13 protein-coding genes are annotated in these 18,989 nt (G+C 72.8%); 11 read left to right on the plus strand and 2 right to left on the minus strand.

What is annotated here, in order from left to right; genetic code table 11:
* The first annotated feature begins 60 nt into the window (after positions 1–60).
* From ABEA82_RS23960 to argF, 9 genes are all read left to right on the plus strand, one after another.
* Complete coding sequence (locus tag ABEA82_RS23960; protein ID WP_345663674.1) at positions 61–1,578, plus strand: VMAP-C domain-containing protein; 1,518 nt, start codon at positions 61–63, stop codon at positions 1,576–1,578.
* 16 nt (positions 1,579–1,594) lie between these two features.
* Complete coding sequence (locus ABEA82_RS23965; RefSeq protein ID WP_345663675.1) at positions 1,595–2,686, plus strand: AAA family ATPase; 1,092 nt, start codon at positions 1,595–1,597, stop codon at positions 2,684–2,686.
* Complete coding sequence (gene fxsT / locus ABEA82_RS23970; protein ID WP_345663676.1) at positions 2,686–7,185, plus strand: FxSxx-COOH system tetratricopeptide repeat protein; 4,500 nt, start codon at positions 2,686–2,688, stop codon at positions 7,183–7,185. The genes ABEA82_RS23965 and fxsT overlap by 1 nt, the downstream gene beginning before the upstream one ends.
* Positions 7,186–7,313: 128 nt before the next feature.
* Positions 7,314–8,489, plus strand: coding sequence for a hypothetical protein (locus tag ABEA82_RS23975; protein WP_345663677.1), 1,176 nt, complete (start codon positions 7,314–7,316; stop codon positions 8,487–8,489).
* Complete coding sequence (locus tag ABEA82_RS23980) at positions 8,486–9,613, plus strand: effector-associated domain 2-containing protein (protein ID WP_345663678.1); 1,128 nt, start codon at positions 8,486–8,488, stop codon at positions 9,611–9,613. Before ABEA82_RS23975 ends, ABEA82_RS23980 begins: the two co-directional genes overlap by 4 nt.
* A 97-nt stretch (positions 9,614–9,710) precedes the next feature.
* A complete protein-coding gene (locus tag ABEA82_RS23985; RefSeq protein ID WP_345663679.1) occupies positions 9,711–9,947 on the plus strand; it encodes a hypothetical protein in 237 nt (78 codons plus the stop codon).
* A gap of 94 nt (positions 9,948–10,041) precedes the next feature.
* Entirely contained in the window at positions 10,042–11,751 is a 1,710-nt protein-coding gene (locus tag ABEA82_RS23990; RefSeq protein WP_345663680.1) for an HEXXH motif domain-containing protein, read from the plus strand.
* Positions 11,752–11,858: 107 nt separating this feature from the next.
* Complete coding sequence (locus ABEA82_RS23995) at positions 11,859–13,082, plus strand: arginine deiminase (RefSeq protein ID WP_345663681.1); 1,224 nt, start codon at positions 11,859–11,861, stop codon at positions 13,080–13,082.
* An 88-nt stretch (positions 13,083–13,170) separates the two neighbouring features.
* Entirely contained in the window at positions 13,171–14,178 is a 1,008-nt protein-coding gene (gene argF / locus ABEA82_RS24000) for an ornithine carbamoyltransferase (protein WP_345663682.1), read from the plus strand.
* Between the two features lie 12 nt (positions 14,179–14,190).
* Here the strand turns inward: argF and ABEA82_RS24005 are convergent, their stop codons facing one another.
* The gene (locus tag ABEA82_RS24005; RefSeq protein WP_345663683.1) at positions 14,191–14,658 is read right to left on the minus strand and encodes an ATP-binding protein; all 468 of its coding nucleotides are present in this window, start codon (positions 14,656–14,658) and stop codon (positions 14,191–14,193) included.
* 308 nt (positions 14,659–14,966) lie between these two features.
* Between ABEA82_RS24005 and ABEA82_RS24010 the strand changes: the two genes are divergently transcribed.
* Both ABEA82_RS24010 and ABEA82_RS24015 read left to right on the plus strand, forming a co-directional pair.
* Positions 14,967–15,794: an enoyl-CoA hydratase family protein gene (locus ABEA82_RS24010; RefSeq protein WP_345663684.1), complete on the plus strand. Its 828-nt coding sequence runs from the start codon at positions 14,967–14,969 to the stop codon at positions 15,792–15,794.
* On the plus strand, positions 15,794–18,136 hold the full coding sequence (locus ABEA82_RS24015) for a bifunctional salicylyl-CoA 5-hydroxylase/oxidoreductase (protein ID WP_345663685.1): 2,343 nt from the start codon (positions 15,794–15,796) through the stop codon (positions 18,134–18,136). The genes ABEA82_RS24010 and ABEA82_RS24015 overlap by 1 nt, the downstream gene beginning before the upstream one ends.
* 18 nt (positions 18,137–18,154) lie before the next feature.
* Here ABEA82_RS24015 and ABEA82_RS24020 read toward each other — a convergent pair whose 3' ends face one another.
* Positions 18,155–18,982, minus strand: coding sequence for a PaaX family transcriptional regulator (locus tag ABEA82_RS24020; protein WP_345663686.1), 828 nt, complete (start codon positions 18,980–18,982; stop codon positions 18,155–18,157).
* Positions 18,983–18,989: the final 7 nt, after the last annotated feature.

The following is an 18,989-nucleotide window of genomic DNA, read 5'->3' on the forward strand; positions in this document are numbered from 1 at the left end:
GGTTGCCGTGCTAACTTCGCAGGTCGGTCAGGCAGGTGAACCGACTCAGGGGGAAAGTCGGTGCAGACAGGTGCGGCGCCCGGCGGGTCCAGACGCGAATCCGGACAGCAGCCCGATTTCGAGCTGCTGTTGCAGCTCACCGACGTCCTCTGCGAACTGGGTTGCGTGGAGGACGCGCCGAGCCGGGTGCAGTTCGCCAGTCTGCTGGGGGGCCAGCTCCACCGGCAGGTGGACGTACGCGGTGTCAGGCTCCGTGAGGACGTGGTGAGTCTGGTGACCGCCGCGATGAGCGTGGCGGGCGGGGAGCACGTACTGGTCGGAGTGGTCCGCATCCTCGAAGGCGCTCCGGCCGGAGACGAACTCGCACGGCTGATCGCTCCCGTGCCCGCCGTGGCCGGACCGCTGTCCAAGGAGGACGAGAAGAGCGCCCGCGTCGCGCTCTCCCGCGGGGACCTGCCCGCCGCGCGATTACGGGACGGGCTGGCCGAGGAGCTCGTGGGCCTCGACCTCCCCGACGGACTCACCCCCGAGCAGCTCTTCGCGTACCTCTTCGAATGGAACGCGCAGGACGACGGCCTGCCGCCCGTCGTCGTCCTGCTCGACCACGCGGCCCGTCTCGCCCGGACCGTCGAACACCGTCTCGCGCTGACCGCGTGGGTCGACGACTGGGCCGGGCGCGCGGGGCTGGTCGCGGAGCTGGCGCGGCGCCGGGAGAGGCGCGCGGCGGTGGTGTGGTCGCCCGACATCCCCCGCACCCTCGTCGTCGCCGTGGAACCGGCCCGGGACGGCAGCTCGGACGTGGTCGTGCGGACCTGGACGAACGCGACCCCAGGTCGCTGGGACCCACGCCCCGGCGAGCCGGAGACGATTCCCCTGGACGACCTCGGCCGGGCGGTGGACAAGGCGCTCCGGCGCGGCACCCGGCTCTGGCTGGTGCCGCGCGAGCCGGACACGAGCGGACTCCGGGAACCGCCTGCGTACATAGAGTTCCTCCTTCCGTACGACCTGATGAACCACGATGTGGCGGGGTTGACGTTCGCCATCGGCGACGGTGAGCCCACTCCGCTCGGCCTGCGGTACGGGGTGCATCTACGCAGCCTTGAACGCATGCGTACGGACAACGCCGTGGTCCGGCAGCAGTGGCAGCGGCGCTGGGCGGCTCTGAAGCAGCATGGCATCACGGTGCATTCCTGGAGGGAGGCGGACGCCCGGCGGCTGCGCGCGTGGCAGATCGCGCTCGCGGGGGAGTCGAGGAGTACGGCGGTGCTGCTGGACGCGCCGTCGGGGGCGTCCGCGCTGGAGGCACTCAAAGCGGCGATCGCGGAGGGGGTCGGGCTGGCCGTATGGGACCGCAGAGGTGTGTTCAAGGAGGAGCGGCGCGAAGTGGTGACCGCGGTCTTCGCGGCCGTCACGCTGCCCGTGCAGCTTCCTTCCGTGATTCACCGCATGCGTCTGAACGCCGAGAGCGGAGCGGAGGACGCGGTGCAATATCTTGCCAGAAATGTCGGATTCTTATGGGACGACCCCACGCGCGTCGTCGACACCCTGACCACCGACCCCGGCGGTCTCGCCAGCTGAGCTAGGAGGCTTCGGCATGAGCGCACAGGAACGGACGGCCGCGGACGACTGGCGCGTCTTCCACGCCACCGGACACCCGCAGGACACCCCACCCGTGCTGCCGGACCCGCCGCCGTGGCGGAGGTTCCGTGGCGGCCCGGTCGAGGCCCCGCCCCCGGACGACACCGAGGCCGCGCTGCGCCGCCTGGGACCCGGCGGCCTCACGCCCCAGCTCGACGGGGAGCAGATAGAGACGGTCAACGCCGCCCTGCTGCTGCGCCGCCCCCTGCTGATCACCGGCCCGCCCGGCGTCGGCAAGTCGACGCTCGCCTACCTGATCTCGCGCGAACTGGGGCTCGGCCGGGTACTGGAATGGAACATCGTGAGCCGGACCAGCCTGCGGGACGGCCTGTACGTCCACGACGCCATGGGCCGCGCCCAGGCCATCGCCGCCTGGCAGGCGGGACTGCGCGACGCGGCCCGCCCGGAGCCGGTGTTCGAAGACGGCGAACAGCCCGTCAACCCGTCGCCCCTGTCAAATGATCGTCAACTTGCGCCGGTTATAGGCGAGTTCATTACACTGGGCCCGCTGGGCACCGCCCTGCTGCCCTACGAACGGCCCCGGGTGCTTCTCGTCGACGAACTCGACAAGAGTGACATCGACCTGCCGAACGACCTGCTGCACGTTCTGGAGAATGGAAGTTATGAGGTTCCGGAGCTGGTGCGTGACGCCGCCGACGCGGCGAGCGTACACACCAGTGACCCCGGAAGCCGGGCCGTGGTGCGGCGCGGACGGGTCGAGTGCCGGGAGTTCCCGGTCGTGGTGATCACCAGCAACGGGGAGCGGGAATTTCCCGCCGCCTTCCGCCGCCGCTGCCTGCCGATGGAGATGCACACCCCCACCCGGGAGCAACTACTGGCCATGGTGGAAGGCCATCTGGGACTCAGGCCGCGAGGCACCGAAGACCTCGTCGACCTGTTCGTTCAGCGGGTCCAGGCGGGCGGCGTCCACTCCCTCGACCAGTTGCTCAACGCTGTCCAGATGACTACCGCGGGTGGTTTCCAGGCGGACGGTGACGGGCGTAAGCTCGTCGAACTGCTGCTCCGCGACCTCGCGAAGGGCCGCTGATGACCCGGGAGCGCGCATCCGGATCGGGCGACGGGGATCCCGCATCGGGACCGCCGCCTCCTTCGGTGTACCCCGAGCCGCTCGCCCGCACGAGCGAGCGCGGAGACCGGGTTCCGGCCGCTCCCGATCACTACGTACCGCGCTGGCAGGAGTTCGCCGACGCGGTATGGCTCGCCGCGCACCGCAGCCGGTACGGCGGTTCCGGCGACGCGCCCGAGGAGACGCCCGCCCCGGCCCCGGCGGCCGAACTCCCGCAGGACGAGCAGACCGCACGGCCGGCCCGGCCGCCCGTGACCGACGACGCGCTCCCCGGCCTGCCCCCGGCCGGCGACGAGGACACCGGCCCCGAGCCGCCGTCGAAGAGCCGCGCCCCCGCCCCACCGGCCCCGCCCGCCGACCGCGCCGCCGCCCGGGCCGCCGACCGCTTCTTACCCCACCCCGAAGGCCGCTTCACCCTGCACCTCGGGCCGCCGCTGCTGCCCCGGCCCGAACCCGACCCGTCCGGCCCCGGCCGCGTCACGGCCCTGCTCGCGCGCGCCCTGCACCATCTGGCCCGCCGCATCCCGTCCCGGGACCACCTGGAGCTGGACGAGGAGACCACCGCCGAACAGGGCCTCGTCGACGGACTGTGGATGCCGTTCCTGCGGCCCGCCCGGATCTCCGCCTTCGACCTCGTGCTCCTGCTCGACGACGCGCCCACGATGCGGATCTGGGAGGAGAGCGCCGCGCGCCTGGCCCGCGCCGCCGAGCACAGCGGGGCCTTCCGGAGCGTGCGCACCCTCCGGGCGACCGTGCCGCGCACCGGCACCGCCACCCTGCGCTGGTCCACGGGACGGGCGGTCTCCGACCCCGCCGAACTGCTCGACGGCCGGGGCAGCCGGATCTTCCTCGTCGTCACCGACGGACTCGCCCACGGCTGGGCCGCCACCGCGGCGGACGAACTCCTCGGCCGTCTCGCCCACGCCGGCCCCACCGCCCTCGTCCACCTGCTGCCGCCGCATCTGCGCCACCGGTCCTCGCTCTACCCCTACCCGGCCGTTCTGGAGGCCGGCGGCTTCGGCGCCCCCAACGACGGCCTCGGCCACTGGGCGCCGCCCGGCGGCCCCGATCCCATGCGGCCGCTGCCCGAGGCGGGCGACGGCTCCGTCGCCGTCCCGGTCCTCTCACTGAAACCGGCCTCCCTCGCCGCCTGGTCCGACCTGGTCACCGGCGGGCGCGGTGTGCGGCGTTCGCTGCCCGTGGTGCTGGCGGGCGCCCTGAGCAAGGGCGCGCCCGCTCTCGGTCTGCGCGCCCCGCGCCTCCCACGCGCCGCCACCGCCGCCGTACGACGCTTCTTCAGTCTCGCCACCCCCTCCGCGCGCCGGCTAGCCACCCAACTGGCCGCCATTCCCTTCGACTTCGACCTCGTCGAGCAGTTGCGGCGACGCGTCATGCCGGAGACCGGCCCCGATCACCTCGCCGAGATCCTCATGGGCGGGCTGATCGACTGGGAGGGCGGAGAGGAAGGGCGCCCCGAGTTCGCCGAGGGCGTCCGTGAGGCACTGCTCGCGACCACCACCCGCAGCCAACTCGCCCACACCGTCAGCGTGGTGGGCGAGCTGCCCGCCGCCGGGAAACGGGGCGTCGCCCTGCGGGCCGCCCTGCACGACCCGCTGCGGACCAGCCTGCCCGACCCCGCCGAGCGCGGCTGGGCGCGCAGCGAACTGGCGGTGATGCGAGCCCTGTCGGGCCCCTACTCCGAGCGGGCCAGGCGCATCGAACCGAATCTGTCCAGGCACGCGCCCCCCGCGGCCGAGCGAGTCGAGACCAGCGCGCCCGCACATCCACCCCCACAGGTGAATAACACGGGCGATACGACTCCATCCAGCCCAGCGGGCAGTGAACCGGATTCGGGAAATTCCGATCTGACTGGAGAATCCGCGCCGTCTCCGACGGCCGGTGCGCATCGACAAGAGACCCCGGAGGCAGAGCCGCTCATGCAGAGCACCACGACCGCGACGCCGGCCCTACTGGTGAACGTCCCCATGCGTAACACCTCGTTCGTCGGCCGCCAGGCGCTGCTGAGGGCCGTGGAGGAGCAGCTCGCCGCCCAGGACACCGCGGCCGTGCTGCCCAACGCCCTGCACGGCCTCGGGGGCGTCGGCAAGTCGCAACTGGCGCTGGAGTACATCTACACCCACCAGCGCGACTACCGGATCATCTGCTGGATCCCCGCCGAACGCGAGAGCCTCATCCTGGCCGCGCTGTCCTCCCTCGCCTCCCAGCTGGGCGTCGCCCCGGCCGGCCAGGACAGCGTGGGCGCCGCCGCGGCCAACACCGCCGTGCCCGCCGTCCTGGAGGCGCTGCGCACCGGATCGCCGTACGACAACTGGCTGCTGGTCTTCGACAACGCCGAGGACATCGACGCGGTACGCGGCTACTTCCCCCACAACGGGCCGGGCAAGGTCATCGTCACCTCCCGGAACCGGGGCTGGGAACGGGTGGCCAGCTCGCTGCCGGTGAACGTCTTCGAGCGCGACGAGTCCATCGAGCTGCTCCAGAAGCGCGCCCAGGACCTGCCGCGGGAGGACGCCGACCGGCTCGCCGAGGCGCTCGGCGACCTGCCGCTCGCCGTGGAGCAGGCCGGTGCCTGGCTCGGCGTCACCGGCATGGAGGTCGACGAGTACCTCGACCTGCTCGCCCAGCGCAGCCCGGAGATCCTCGAGATCGAGCAGAGCCCCGACTATCCGGTCTCCGTCGCCGCCGCCTGGGACATCTCCCTGGAGCGCATCAAGGAGAACAACCCGGGCGCCCGGCAGCTCCTCGACATCTGCGCCAGCATGGCGCCGGAGCCGATCCCGAGGTCGATCCTGCGCAGCAGCCGAGGCGTCAACATCACGCCGCAGATCGACCCGATGCTGCGCGAGCCGATCAAACTGAACCGGGCCATCCGCGACCTCAGCCAGTTCTCCCTGATCAAGGTCGACCCGCGCGCGGGCACCCTGCAGATGCACCGCCTGCTCCAGACCGTGCTCCTCGCCAAGCTGAGCGAGGAGGAGCGCGAGCGGATGCGGGACGCCGCCCACCAGCTGCTGTCCGCCGCCAACCGGGGCTCCTACGGGGCTTCCCAAGGCTGGCGTGACTACCAGGCGCTGCTGCCCCACGTCCTCGCCTCCCAGGCGGTGACCAGCACCGACCCCTATGTGCGCGACCTGGTCTACGACACCATGTGGTTCCTCTACTACTGGGGCGACCACGAGGGCGCCGCGGTGTTCGGCCGGCAGGCGTGGAGCGCCTGGCTCGCCGCCTCCGGCGAGGAGGACATCTATGTCATCCGCATGACCAAGGGCCTGGGCTTCCTGCTGCGCCAGGTCGGTCAGATCGCCGAGTCGATCCCGCTCACCGAGAAGGCGCTGGAGGTCTCCCGCCGGGTGCAGGTCGAGCCGGAGGAGCTCATCGACTCCCTGTGCGAGATGTCCGACGCCCACCGGTACCAGGGTCGCTTCCAGGAGGCGCGGGACCTGGGCAAGGAGGCCACGGAACTCGCCCGTTCGCTGTTCGGCCCCGACGATCCCGCCGCCCTGCGCAGCAGCCACAGCTGGGGCGTCGACCTGAGACTGTGCGGGGAGTTCAAGGAAGCGCTGCCGCTGGACCAGGAGACCGCCCGCCAGCGCGACCTGCTGCTGGGCGACGCCAGCTTCTTCACGCTCAACACCCTGCACTGCGTCGGCATCGACACGCGGGAGGCGGGCCAGTACCCGAAGGCGCGCGAATGGCAGGAGGACGTCTACCGCCGGGCACTCACCGCGCTCGGCGACAAGCACCCGCTGACGCTGCGCATCGCCCGTGACCTCGCGGTCTGCCGCCGCAGGGACGGAGACCTCGCCGAGGGGGCCAAGCTCGCCGAGGAGACCCTGCGCAACTTCAAGTCCCGCTACGGCGACGAGCACATGGACTCGCTGACCACGGCGACCAACGTCTGCGTCGACCGGCGTCTGGCCGGGGACCTGGAAGGATCCCTGCGGATCGCCGAGTCCACGGTGAACAGGCTGGTGCGGCGTCTCGGCGCGGACCACGCGCACACCTTGGTCACCAGGGCGAACCTGGCCGCCACCGAGCGGGCCCTGGGCTCCCTGGACACCGCGCAGGAGCTGGAGGACGACGTGGCACGCCGGCTGAGCGCCACCGTCGGGGCCCGCCACATCCTCACCCTCACCGTCGGCATCGGCCAGGCCAACACCGCTTACGCGCGGCTCGACTTCGAGCGGGCGCACGCGATCGACTCGGCCAACCTGCCGCTGCTCACCGAGGTGGCGGGCGAGGACCATCCGCTGACCCTCTCCTGCACCTCGAACCTCGCCCTCGACCTGCGGGGCCTCGGGCGCGGTGACGAGGCCGACGTGATCCAGCGCAAGGCGGTGGAGGGTCTCGCCGCGGTGCTGCGCAACGACCACCCCTGGCTCCAGGCCGCCCGCCAGCGCCGCCGCATCGAGTGCGACCTCGCTCCCATGCCCATGTGACACGGACAGCCGAAAGGCCCGCCGCCCGGGAGCCCTCCCGGGCGGCGGGCCTCTTTGATTGCTTTCCTCCAACTCCCTTGTCATAGTGGTCAGTTGGCATAAGAGGGCAATCGTGCAACGGGGGGCTCATGGCGACGGTCGTCTTCGTCCACGGGACCGGGGTCCGTGAGCCGGGCTTCTCCGCGCTGCTGGGACGGGTGACGGCCGGACTGGCCGCACAGCGCGACGGACTGCGTGTCCTGCCCTACTACTGGGGCGCTGCACACGGTGCCACGCTCGCGGCCGGCGGGGCGAGCCTGCCGCCCCCGTCCGGCACCACACGCGGCCTCGGCGAGGGCCCCGCGGGGCCGGACCGGAGCGACGGGACGACCGCCGCATGGGCCGTCCTCTACGACGACCCGTACGCCGAACTGGCCCTGGCCGCCGCCGGATCCGGCCTGCCCGTCGAACGGCCACCCGGCTCCGTACCACCGCAGCAGTCCTTCCGGGCGCTGCTCGCCGCACTCGCCGCCCGAGGCGACGCGTCCGCCGCGGAACTGGGCCCCGGACTGGCCCGGGCGGCCACCGACCTGGCCGCCCACCCCCTGCTCGGCCCCGCCGCCGACGCCCTCGACCCGGCGGACCTCGCCGTTCTCGCCGCCCGTTCCCTGACCGCCCGGATCGTCGCCGACGCCCTCGACGCCGACTCCCCGCTGGTACCGGTCGGCGCGACCCGTGACGCCGTCACCGACCGCCTCGCCGAGGCCCTCGGCGCACCGCCCCGGGGCACGGAGCGAGGGCTGCGCTCCTACCTGCTGCGGACGGCCGGAGCAGTGGCCTCTCGGGCCGTCGAGCGCCGCCGGCGAGCCCTCACCGAGGCCGCCCACCCCGCCGCCGGTGACATCCTGCGCTACCTGAGCCGGGGCACGGCCTTCCGGGACGGCCTGCGCGACCTCATCGCCGGCCTGGAGCCGCCCGTCACCGTGGTCGGCCACAGCCTCGGCGGCATCATCGCCCTGGACACGCTGATCTCCGCCCCGCTGCCCCAGGCCGGGCTCCTGGTCACGGTGGGCTCGCAGGGGCCCTTCCTCTACGAGTCGGGCTCCCTGCCGTCCCTCGAACACCCCGCGCCCCTGCCCTCGCACGTCCCCGCCTGGCTGAACCTGTACGACCCGCGCGACCTGCTCGGCCATCTCGGCGCCGGACTCTTCCCCGGCCGTGTCACCGATGTCGCGGTCGACAGCGGCCAGCCGTTCCCCGCGGCGCACAGCGCCTACTGGACGAACCCCGCCGTGTACCGCCACATCGTGGACCACCTGCCGTGACCGGGCCGACGCCGCCCGTCGACCCCGCCCGGGTGCACGCCCTCGTGGTCGGGATCGAGGCGTACGAGGCCGGGGACGCCTGGCGGCTGCCCGGACCCGCCCGGGACGCCGTGCGCTTCTGGCGGCTGCTGCGGGACGCCGGGGTGCCCGAGTCCCAACTGCGGCTGCATCTGGCCCCGCTGCCGCCGTACGAGCCGGAAGTCCCCTACGGGCGCGCCGACCGGGCGACCCTGCGCCGGGTGCTCGTCCGCGAACTGTCCCCGGCCCAGGGTGACGTGCTGTGGGTGTGGTGGGGCGGGCACGGTGTGCTGGACCGGGCCGGGCGGCTCCGGCTGTTCTGCGCGGACGCGGGCGTCGCCGACAAGGTGGGCATCGACCTGGACTCCGCGCTCGCCCGGTACACGGGGGACGCCGTGCCCGGTCTGCGCGAGCAGATGTGGATCGTGGACGCCTGCGAGACCTTCGAGGAGGACCTCGCCTTCCAGGAGGCGCTGCCCGCCGACGCCCTGCCCGTGGGCCGGCCCGGCCATCTGCACCGGCAGACCGTGCTGCGCGCCGCCGGCCGGGGCAGGGCGGCGGCCAACGATCCCGTCCGTGCCACCGGCCTGTTCTCCGACGTCCTGCTCGGTCTGCTGGCCGACCGGGCGGCGGTTCTGCCCGCTCCGCCCGATCCGGAAGAACTGTTTCCGGCCGTTCGGGCGCGCATCGCGTCCCTCAGGGACGAGGGCCGTACCCTTCAGCATCCCGAGATCCGGCTCCAGGGGCCCGACCGCACCGAGATCCTGCCCCCGGCCGTGCCCCCCGCCGCGCCGGGCCCCCTCACGGCGATGCAGCGGGCGGTGGAGGCCCTGCTCGCCTACCCCCTGATGCACGATCCCGACGAGCGCCAGACGGTCGTCGCCATGCTGAACCCGCGTGTCACAGCCGTACTGCGCCGTCACAGCAGGGCACGCACCGACGTCGTCAACATCCTCGGGGGTCTCGCCCGGCGGGATCCTGAGGCCCTGTGGGACCTGTTCGACGCCGTGGTGTCCGTCGACGACGATCCGAAGCTGAAGAACGAACTCGCCGCCGCGCTCGGCGCATTGGCGGGCGGGTCCACGCGTCGGCGTGATCCGGGATGATCAGTGGCGTGATCGTACGGTTTTCGCCCTGGGGGGTATTGGCCATGATGGAGAGACACGGGGCATCGCGTGCCACCGTGCGAGAAGGGGGAGCATCTTGGACCAGCCGCCCGCTCTGCACCACGCCGGAGCCGCCCCACCTGAACCGGTCGTCGCCGCGGCGGGGACCGATGTCTGGGAATCCGACCTGGCGGACCTCGCGGCGCTGCCCCTGAGCGCCGTGGACGGTCTTCCCACGCTGCCCCTCACCACGCGCCTGCTGACCGAGGTGCTGCGCGCCCGCAGCAGCATGAGGAGCGGCGAAGGGGGAAACCAGGGCGCCCGCGCCGACTAGCCGCGTCGCGTCCCGACGGCAGAGCCCCGGTGCGACACCCGCACGCGCACCGGGGTCCCCGCATGCCCGCCAACCCGACCGGAGGTCCGCGACGATGACCAGCGAGCAGCACCTCGCTCCCTTCCGCATGCCGGACCGGCTCTTCGCGGAGCTGGCCGCCGGAGGCGGCTCGGCAGCGGCTGTCGCCTTCCTCGAACGGGCCGAACGCGCACGGCGGTTGCTGCTCCTGCGCACCCTCCTCGACGATCTCGCCGCCCTGCCCACCCCGCTCACCCCCGTCGCCGAGGCCTGGCGGGTGCTCAAGGAGGCGGCCGAGACGTCGCCCGAGCCGGTCGAACGCCTGCTGCTCGCCCCGGCGACCGGCGGCTGGATCTCCCACATGCTGCGCCGGGTGCACGGCACGGCGACCGGGCCGCCGCTGTGGGTGGAAGCGGGCCACCTGAGCGCCCTGGCCCTCTCGGCCTCTGTGCAGGCGGGCACCGAGGCGGCCCTCGACGTTCCTCTCACCAGCGGACGGTTGCACCTGCCCGGTCTCGGCATGGTCCGGCTCCCCGGCGGAGAAGACGGCTTGACGGTCGGCCGGGCCACGACGGCCGGGGGAGAGCTCACGGTCACGGCACCGGGCGGCGCGACAGGACCGGTGCGGGTGACCTGTCGACCGCGCAGGCGGCCCGCGGACGCCGACGGGACGGCGACCGACGCGGACGTCTGGCTTCCGCTGCGGACGCTCACCCACACCGGCCCCGACGGCACGGCCCCCTTCACCGTCCTGCTCGAAGACCTCGACCCCTACCGTGATCTCGACGACCACCTGCCCCCCGCCCGGCTCGACGACGAGGAGGCGCGGGAGTGGCAGCGGTTGTTCACCGAGGCCGCGCGGCTCCTCGCGCACCCGGACGGGCCGGGCCCCGGGCGGGTCGACCCCGCCATGATCCGGGCGATCGTGCCCTTCGGGCGCACCGCCGTCAGCCCGCCCCCGCCGCCCTTCGTCCAGGTGTCGGCCTCCAGCGGCGACTCCTTCGGCGGCATGCTCATCGTCCGCCCCTCCTCCCCGCTCGCCCTCGCCGAGACGCTGGTGCACGAGCTCCAGCACAGCAAGCTGGCCGCCCTCCTCCACCTGTTCCCGCTGCTGGAGGACGACCGGGCCGAGCGTTACTACGCCCCCTGGCGCACCGACCCCCGCCACCTCACCGGCCTGCTGCACGGCGTGTACGCCTTCACCGGCGTCGCGGGCTTCTGGCGGGACCGGCTGGCCGGGGCGCCGGACGAGCGGACGGCGGACACGGCCGGGTACCACTTCGCGCTGCGCCGCCTGCAGAGCCGCCTGGTCGTGCGCACCCTGCTGACGGAGGGCCGGCTCACCCCGCAGGGACGGGCCCTGGTCTCCGGTCTCGCCCGCACACTGGACGGCTGGCTGCGTGAGCCGGTCCCGGACGGCGCCCTCACGCGTGCCCGCACGGCCGCGGCGCTGCACCGCACCGAGTGGCGGCTGCGCAACGTCGACCCCGCGGCACAAGCACCGTCGGACGGCCCCCGCTTCCGCCCCGACCGCACCCTCTGGCCCGACGTCCGCACCCACGCCTTCGCCCCCCGCCCCGTCGCCCCGCGCACCGCCGACGAGCACCTCGCCGCCGGTGACGCGGCCGCCGCGCTCGCCGGATACGCGGAGCAACTGGCCGCCGACCCCGCCGAGCCGCACGCCCTGGCCGGGTGGATCGTCGCCCGGGCCGCGCACGATCCGGGGCGGGCGACCCGGCGCATGCTGGCCCGGCCCGAACTGCTCCAGCCGCTGCCGAGCGGCTGAGCGCGACGTACCCCTCCGGCGCCTTGTCGTCAGGGGGACGCGAACAAGAGTCCGCGGAAACGCGCGAGCAGCGCGTCAACGGGCGCCGTGATGGTCAGGATGGAGGCATGGCATACCACGTCCACTCCGAGGCCGGGCGGCTGCGCCGCGTCATCCTGCACCGGCCCGACATCGAGCTCAAAAGGCTCACCCCGAGCAACAGGACCTCGCTGCTCTTCGACGACGTGCTCTGGGTGCGCAGGGCCCGCGCCGAGCACGACGGGTTCGCCGACGTGCTGCGCGACCGCGGTGTCACCGTCCACCTCTTCGGTGATCTGCTGGCCGAGACCCTGGAGGTCCCGGCGGCCAGAACCCTCGTCCTGGACCGGGTCTTCGACGAGAAGGAGTACGGCCCGCTGGCCACCGACCACCTGAGAGCCGCCTTCGAGCACCTGCCCGCGCGGGAACTGGCCGAGCTCCTGGTCGGCGGCATGACCAAACGCGAGTTCCTGGACGTGCACCCGGAGCCGACCTCGGTGCGCTTCCACGTGATGGACCTGGACGACTTCCTGCTGGGCCCGCTGCCCAACCACCTCTTCACCCGGGACACCTCCGCCTGGATCTACGACGGCGTCTCCATCAACGCCATGCGCTGGCCCGCCCGGCAGCGCGAGACCGTGCACTTCGAGGCGATCTACCGGCACCACCCGCTGTTCCGCGACGAGACCTTCCACGTGTGGTCCGAGGGGCAGCCCGACTACCCGTCCACCATCGAGGGCGGGGACGTGCTCGTCATCGGCAACGGGGCCGTCCTCATCGGGATGAGCGAGCGCACCACGCCCCAGGCCGTGGAGATGCTCGCGCACAAGCTGTTCGCCGAGGGCTCCGCCGAGACGATCGTGGCCCTCGACATGCCCAAGGGGCGGGCCTTCATGCACCTCGACACCGTGATGACCATGGTCGACGGCGACACCTTCACCCAGTACGCGGGCCTCGGCATGCTCCGCTCGTACACGATCGAGCCGGGTGTCGGCGAGAAGGAGCTGAAGGTCACCGACCATCCGCCGGAGCACATGCACCGCGCGATCGCCGCCGCGCTCGGCCTGAGCGAGATCCGGGTGCTGACCGCCACCCAGGACGTGCACGCGGCCGAACGCGAGCAGTGGGACGACGGCTGCAACGTCCTGGCCGTCGAACCCGGTGTGGTGGTCGCCTACGAGCGGAACGCCACCACCAACACCCACCTGCGCAAACAGGGCATCGAGGTGATAGAGATCCCGGGGAGCGAGCTGGGACGGGGGAGGGGCGGGCCGCGGTGCATGAGCTGCCCGGTCGAACGGGAGCCGGTGTAGGCCCTCGACGGCTCCCGTATATACATGCTGAGCTTCGTATAGTATTCCAGGAGTCGTTGTTCCCCATCCGCATCCCTGGAGCGCCCCCATGGCGACAGTCCCGACCGCCCTCGCCGGCCGCCACTTCCTCAAGGAGCTGGACTTCACCGAGGAGGAGTTCCGCGGTCTGGTCGAGCTGGCCGCCGAGCTGAAGGCCGCCAAGAAGGCCGGGACCGAGACCCAGTACCTGCGGGGCCGGAACATCGCGCTGATCTTCGAGAAGACCTCCACCCGCACCCGCTGCGCCTTTGAGGTCGCGGCCGCCGACCAGGGTGCCTCGACGACGTACCTCGACCCGTCCGGCTCGCAGATCGGCCACAAGGAGTCGGTCAAGGACACCGCGCGGGTGCTGGGCCGGATGTACGACGGGATCGAGTACCGGGGCGACAGCCAGAGCAAGGTGGAGGAGCTGGCCGCGTACGCCGGTGTCCCCGTCTACAACGGGCTCACCGACGACTGGCACCCCACCCAGATGCTCGCCGACGTGCTGACGATGACGGAGCACTGCGCCAAGCCGCTCGACGAGATCGCCTTCGCGTACCTGGGCGACGCCCGCTTCAACATGGGCAACTCCTACCTGGTCACCGGCGCCCTGCTCGGCATGGACGTGCGGCTGGTCGCCCCGAAGGCGTACTGGCCGGCCGAGGAGGTCGTCGACCGGGCCCGCGCGCTCGCCGAGCACAGCGGCGCCCGCGTCACGCTCACCGAGACCCTGGACGAGGGCGTCCGCGGCGCCGACTTCGTCGCCACCGACGTCTGGGTCTCCATGGGTGAGCCGAAGGAGGTCTGGGAAGAGCGCATCACCGCCCTCGCCCCGTACGCCGTGACCATGGACGTCCTGCGCGCCACCGGCAACCCGGACGTGAGGTTCCTGCACTGCCTGCCGGCCTTCCACGACCTCGGCACCAAGGTCGGCCAGGAGATCCACGAGGCCCACGGCCTGTCGTACCTGGAGGTGTCGGACGAGGTCTTCGAGTCGGCGCACTCCGTCGTCTTCGACGAGGCGGAGAACCGCCTGCACACCATCAAGGCCGTCCTGGTCGCGACGCTCGGCTGACGCCGGCGGCCCTCAGGCCGAAGGGCGCCGCTGAGCCGGCACCGCCGGCAGCCTGAACCACACGGCCTTGCCGGCCTCGGTCGGGCGGTGCCCGCACGACGAGCTCAGGGCGCGGATCAGCAGCAGACCGCGCCCGTGTTCCTGCCACGGGTCGGGCGCCCCGATGGTCGGACAGGTGAGGTTGCCGGGCGGCGCCGGGTCGGTGTCGTGCACCTCGACCTGGCAGCCCGACGCCATCAGCTCCACGACCAGCTCGATCGGGGTCTCGCCGGAGGTGTGCTCCACGGCGTTGGCCACCAGCTCCGCCGTGAGCAGCTCGGCGGTGTCGCAGTCGGCCGCGTGGTCCCGCTCCGCCAGCGCCGAACGGACCAGGGCACGGGCCACCGGCACGGCCGCGGCGGTTCGCGGCAGCGCGACGCGCCAGGAGGCGGGGGCTGAGGAGAGTTCGTACACGGCGGGTCCGTTCATGGAGCAGGACATCCTGCTTTCAACCTTATGAATGGTACGGGGCCACTTCTCGGACGTGACCGAGGGGCGCCGCAGAGGAGCCGTCGGCTCCCTTGCCGCACGGCTTACCCAGGTCAACGCGGTGCCGCGCACGGCTGCGCCCGTTGTTACGCCGGTGTGGATGATCTGTGACGGATGTGACCGGCCCGGCGCACACCCGGGCTCACACCCATCCCTACCCGGACGGCCTATCGCGCAGTCATGACGACAGTCACGGATGAGTGATAACTTCATGGGGTAGAGCTCAGTGAGGCAGTGCCCGCCCGAGGAGGCCGCACGTCATGAGTCCCTTCACCGGCTCCGCCGCCCGCACCCCGAGCTGGGAGCACCTGCGCGTCGACATCACCGACGGCGTCGCCACCGTCACCCTCGCCCGCCCCGAGAAGCTCAACGCGCTCACCTTCGGCGCCTACGCCGACCTGCGCGACCTGCTCGCGGAGCTGTCCCGGGAGCGGTCCGTACGGGCCCTGGTCCTGGCCGGCGAGGGCCGCGGCTTCTGCTCCGGCGGCGACGTCGACGAGATCATCGGCGCCACCCTGGGCATGGACACCGCCCAGCTCCTGGACTTCAACCGCATGACCGGCCAGGTGGTCCGCGCCGTCCGGGAGTGCCCGTTCCCGGTGATCGCGGCACTGCACGGCGTGGCGGCGGGCGCCGGCGCGGTACTCGCCCTGGCCGCCGACTTCCGCGTGGCGGACCCCACGGCCCGCTTCGCCTTCCTCTTCACCCGTGTGGGCCTCTCCGGCGGCGACATGGGCGCGGCCTACCTCCTGCCCCGCGTCGTGGGCCTGGGCCACGCGACCCGCCTGCTGATGCTGGGCGACCCGGTCCGCGCGACCGAGGCGGAGCGCATCGGCCTGATCAGCGAACTGACGGAGGAGGGCCGGGCCCACCAGGCCTCCCAGCACCTGGCCCGCCGCCTGGCGGACGGCCCCGCCTTGGCCTACGCCCAGACGAAGGCCCTCCTCACGTCGGAACTGGACATGCCCCTGGCGGCCTCGATCGAACTGGACGCCTCCACCCAGGCCCTCCTCATGACAGGGGAGGACTACGCCGAGTTCCACGCGGCATTCACGGAAAAGCGCCCTCCCAAATGGAGCGGACGCTGATGGCAGCCCCGTCAGGGGCGCGGGGAACTGCGCGACCAGCCACAACGAACCCGCACTCACCCACGAAGCCTGGCCGCCCCCTACGCGTCGCAATCATCGGCGGCGGCCCCGGCGGCCTCTACGCCGCCACCCTCCTCAAACGCCTCGACCCCACCCGCGACATCACCGTCTGGGAACGCAACGCCCCCGACGACACCTTCGGCTTCGGAGTCGTCCTCTCCGACGAGACCCTCGGCGGCATCGAACACGCCGACCCCCGGGTCCACGAAGCCCTCCAGAGGGACTTCGTCCGCTGGGACGACATCGACATCGTCCACCGCGACACCCTGCACACCTCCGGAGGCCACGGCTTCGCCGCACTCGGCAGGAAGCGCCTGCTGGAGATCCTCCACACCCGCTGCCGGGAACTCGGCGTCGACCTCCGCTTCCGCACCGAGGCCCCGAAGGACCTCCCGCGCACCCACGACCTGGTCATCGCCGCCGACGGAGTCCACAGCACCACCCGCGAGACCTACGCCGACGCCTTCCGCCCCCACCTCACCCCCCACCGCTGCCGGTACATCTGGCTCGCCGCCGACTTCCCCTTCGACGCCTTCCGCTTCGAGATCGCCGAGACCGAGCACGGCGTGATGCAACTGCACGCCTACCCCTTCGCGTCCGACGCCTCCACCGTGATCATCGAGATGCGTGAGGAGGTCTGGCACGCGGCCGGCTTCGACGAGCTCGACGAGGCCGAGTCGATCGAACGCTGCGCCAAGATCTTCGCCCAGGCGCTCCGCGGCCGCCCCCTGAAGTCCAACAACTCCACGTGGACGACCTTCCGCACGGTCGTCAACGAGCGCTGGTCGCACGGCAACGTCGTCCTGCTCGGCGACGCGGCCCACACCGCCCACTTCTCCATCGGCTCCGGCACCAAGCTCGCCGTCGAGGACGCCCTGGCCCTGGCCGCCTGCCTGGAGGAGCGGGACACCCTGGAGGAGGCCCTGGCCGCCTACGAGGCGGAGCGGCGGCCGGTCGTCGCCTCCACGCAGCGCGCGGCCCGGGCCAGCCTGGAGTGGTTCGAGAACCTCGCCCTGTATCTCGACCAGCCGCCCCGCCAGTTCGCCTTCAATCTGCTCACCCGCAGCCGCCGCGTCACGCACGACAACCTCCGGCTGCGCGACCCGCGCTTCACCGAGGCCGTGGAGCACGAGTTCGGCTGCCCGCCCGGCACGCCGCCGATGTTCACCCCGTTCCGGCTGCGCGGCCTGACCCTGCGCAACCGGGTCGTCGTCTCGCCCATGGACATGTACTCGGCGGTCGACGGCGTCCCCGGTGACTTCCACCTCGTCCATCTGGGCGCGCGGGCGCTGGGCGGGGCCGGGCTGGTGATGACGGAGATGGTGTGCGTCAGCGAGGAGGGCCGGATCACGCCCGGCTGCGCCGGCCTCTACACTGGCCGGCAGGCCGAGGCCTGGCGGCGCGTCACCGACTTCGTGCACGCCCAGGCGCCCGGGACCGCGATCGGCGTGCAGCTCGGCCACAGCGGCCGCAAGGGCTCCACGAAGCGGATGTGGGAGGGCATGGACCAGTCGCTCCCGGAGGGCAACTGGCCGCTCGTGGCCGCGTCCGCGCTGCCCTACAAGCCGTACGGCCAGACCCCGCGCGAGCTGTCCCGCGCGGGGCTCACCGACATCCGCGAGCAGTTCGCGGCCGCCGCCCAGCGCGCCGCCCGGGCCGGCTTCGACCTGCTCGAACTGCACTGCGCCCACGGCTACCTGCTCTCCGGCTTCCTCTCCCCGCTGACCAACCGCCGCACCGACGCCTACGGCGGCTCGCTGGAGAAGCGGCTCCGCTTCCCGCTGGAGGTCTTCGACGCCGTGCGGAACGTGTGGCCGGGGGAGCGGCCCATGACCGTCCGGATCTCCGCGACCGACTGGGCGGAGGGCGGGACGAGCGCCGAGGACGCCGTCGAGATCGCCCGGGCCTTCGCCGCGCACGGGGCCGACGCGATCGACGTGTCGACGGGACAGGTCGTGGCGGACGAGCGGCCGGAGTTCGGGCGGTCGTACCAGACGCCGTTCGCCGACCGGATCCGGCACACCACCGGCGCCCCGGTGATCGCGGTCGGCGCGATCTCCTCCTGGGACGACGTCAACTCCCTGATCCTGGCGGGCCGTGCGGACCTGTGCGCCCTGGCCCGCCCGCACCTCTACGACCCGCACTGGACGCTGCACGCGGCGGCCGAACAGGGCTACACGGGCCCGGGCGCCGACTGGCCGGCCCCGTACCGCGCGGGCAGCCGCCGCCCTCAGACGGGCCGCACGGACGCGCCCAAGCCGCGCCTCACGCTGGGGGGTTGAGCCCGCTGGCCGAGCCGTTCACCCGGGGGAGCCGAGCAGCCCCACGAACTCGGCGCCCGCGTCCCGCAGCCGCTCGTGCAGCCCCCGGAACACCGCCGCCGAGCGGGCGCCCGGCCAGTCGCCGGGGAGCAGCTCGGAGGGCAGGCCGGGGTCGGCGTAGGGGAGGTGGCGCCAGGAGTCCAGGGCGAGGAGGTAGTCGCGGTAGGCCTCCTCGGGCGGGGTGTCCGCTCGCTTCTCCCAGTCGTGCAGCACGCGCTCGTGAGCGTCGAGGAACGCCTCGTGCTGCTTGGCGATGGCGGCCAGGTCCCACCAGCGGGCGACGGCGTCCGCGGTCGGCGCGAAGCCGAGGTGGTCACCGCGGAAGAGATCGACGTACGTGTCGAGCCGCAGCCGCCGCAGGGTGTGCCGGGTCTCCTCGTACAGCCGCGCCGGCGCGATCCACACGCCCGGCGCCGCCGTGCCGAAGCCGAGCCCGGCCAGCCGCGAGCGCAGCACGTGCCGCTTCTGCCGCTCGGACTCCGGCACGGAGAACACGGCGAGCACCCAGCCCTCGTCCCCGGGCGGGGCCGTGGCGTAGATGCGCCGGTCCCCGTCGTCGAGCAACTGCCGGGCGTCCGGTGAGAGTTCGTACCCGGCCGCGCCCTGTGCGGTGCGGGCGGGCACGAGCAGTCCGCGTCTCTTCAGCCGCGACACCGAGGAGCGCACGGACGGGGCGTCCACGCCGACCGCGGCGAGCAGCCGGATCAGTTCGGCGACGGGCACGGGGCCCGGGACGTATCGGCCGTACGCGCCGTAGAGCGTGACGATGAGAGACCGTGGTGCATGCTGGTCGGACACGTTGATCATCTTAGGT

It is taken from the genome of Streptomyces venetus, from assembly GCF_039540295.1.
GTDB lineage: Bacteria > Actinomycetota > Actinomycetes > Streptomycetales > Streptomycetaceae > Streptomyces > Streptomyces venetus.

What these genes read in the sequence shown, in the direction of transcription:
- fxsT (WP_345663676.1), top strand. Translation starts at nt 2,686, where the DNA reads ATGACCCGGGAGCGCGCATCCGGATCGGGCGACGGGGATCCCGCATCG.
- ABEA82_RS24005 (WP_345663683.1), bottom strand. Translation starts at nt 14,658, where the DNA reads ATGTCCTGCTCCATGAACGGACCCGCCGTGTACGAACTCTCCTCAGCC.
- ABEA82_RS24015 (WP_345663685.1), top strand. Translation starts at nt 15,794, where the DNA reads ATGGCAGCCCCGTCAGGGGCGCGGGGAACTGCGCGACCAGCCACAACG.
- ABEA82_RS23975 (WP_345663677.1), top strand. Translation starts at nt 7,314, where the DNA reads ATGGCGACGGTCGTCTTCGTCCACGGGACCGGGGTCCGTGAGCCGGGC.
- ABEA82_RS23990 (WP_345663680.1), top strand. Translation starts at nt 10,042, where the DNA reads ATGACCAGCGAGCAGCACCTCGCTCCCTTCCGCATGCCGGACCGGCTC.
- ABEA82_RS23995 (WP_345663681.1), top strand. Translation starts at nt 11,859, where the DNA reads ATGGCATACCACGTCCACTCCGAGGCCGGGCGGCTGCGCCGCGTCATC.
- ABEA82_RS24020 (WP_345663686.1), bottom strand. Translation starts at nt 18,982, where the DNA reads ATGATCAACGTGTCCGACCAGCATGCACCACGGTCTCTCATCGTCACG.
- argF (WP_345663682.1), top strand. Translation starts at nt 13,171, where the DNA reads ATGGCGACAGTCCCGACCGCCCTCGCCGGCCGCCACTTCCTCAAGGAG.
- ABEA82_RS24010 (WP_345663684.1), top strand. Translation starts at nt 14,967, where the DNA reads ATGAGTCCCTTCACCGGCTCCGCCGCCCGCACCCCGAGCTGGGAGCAC.
- ABEA82_RS23965 (WP_345663675.1), top strand. Translation starts at nt 1,595, where the DNA reads ATGAGCGCACAGGAACGGACGGCCGCGGACGACTGGCGCGTCTTCCAC.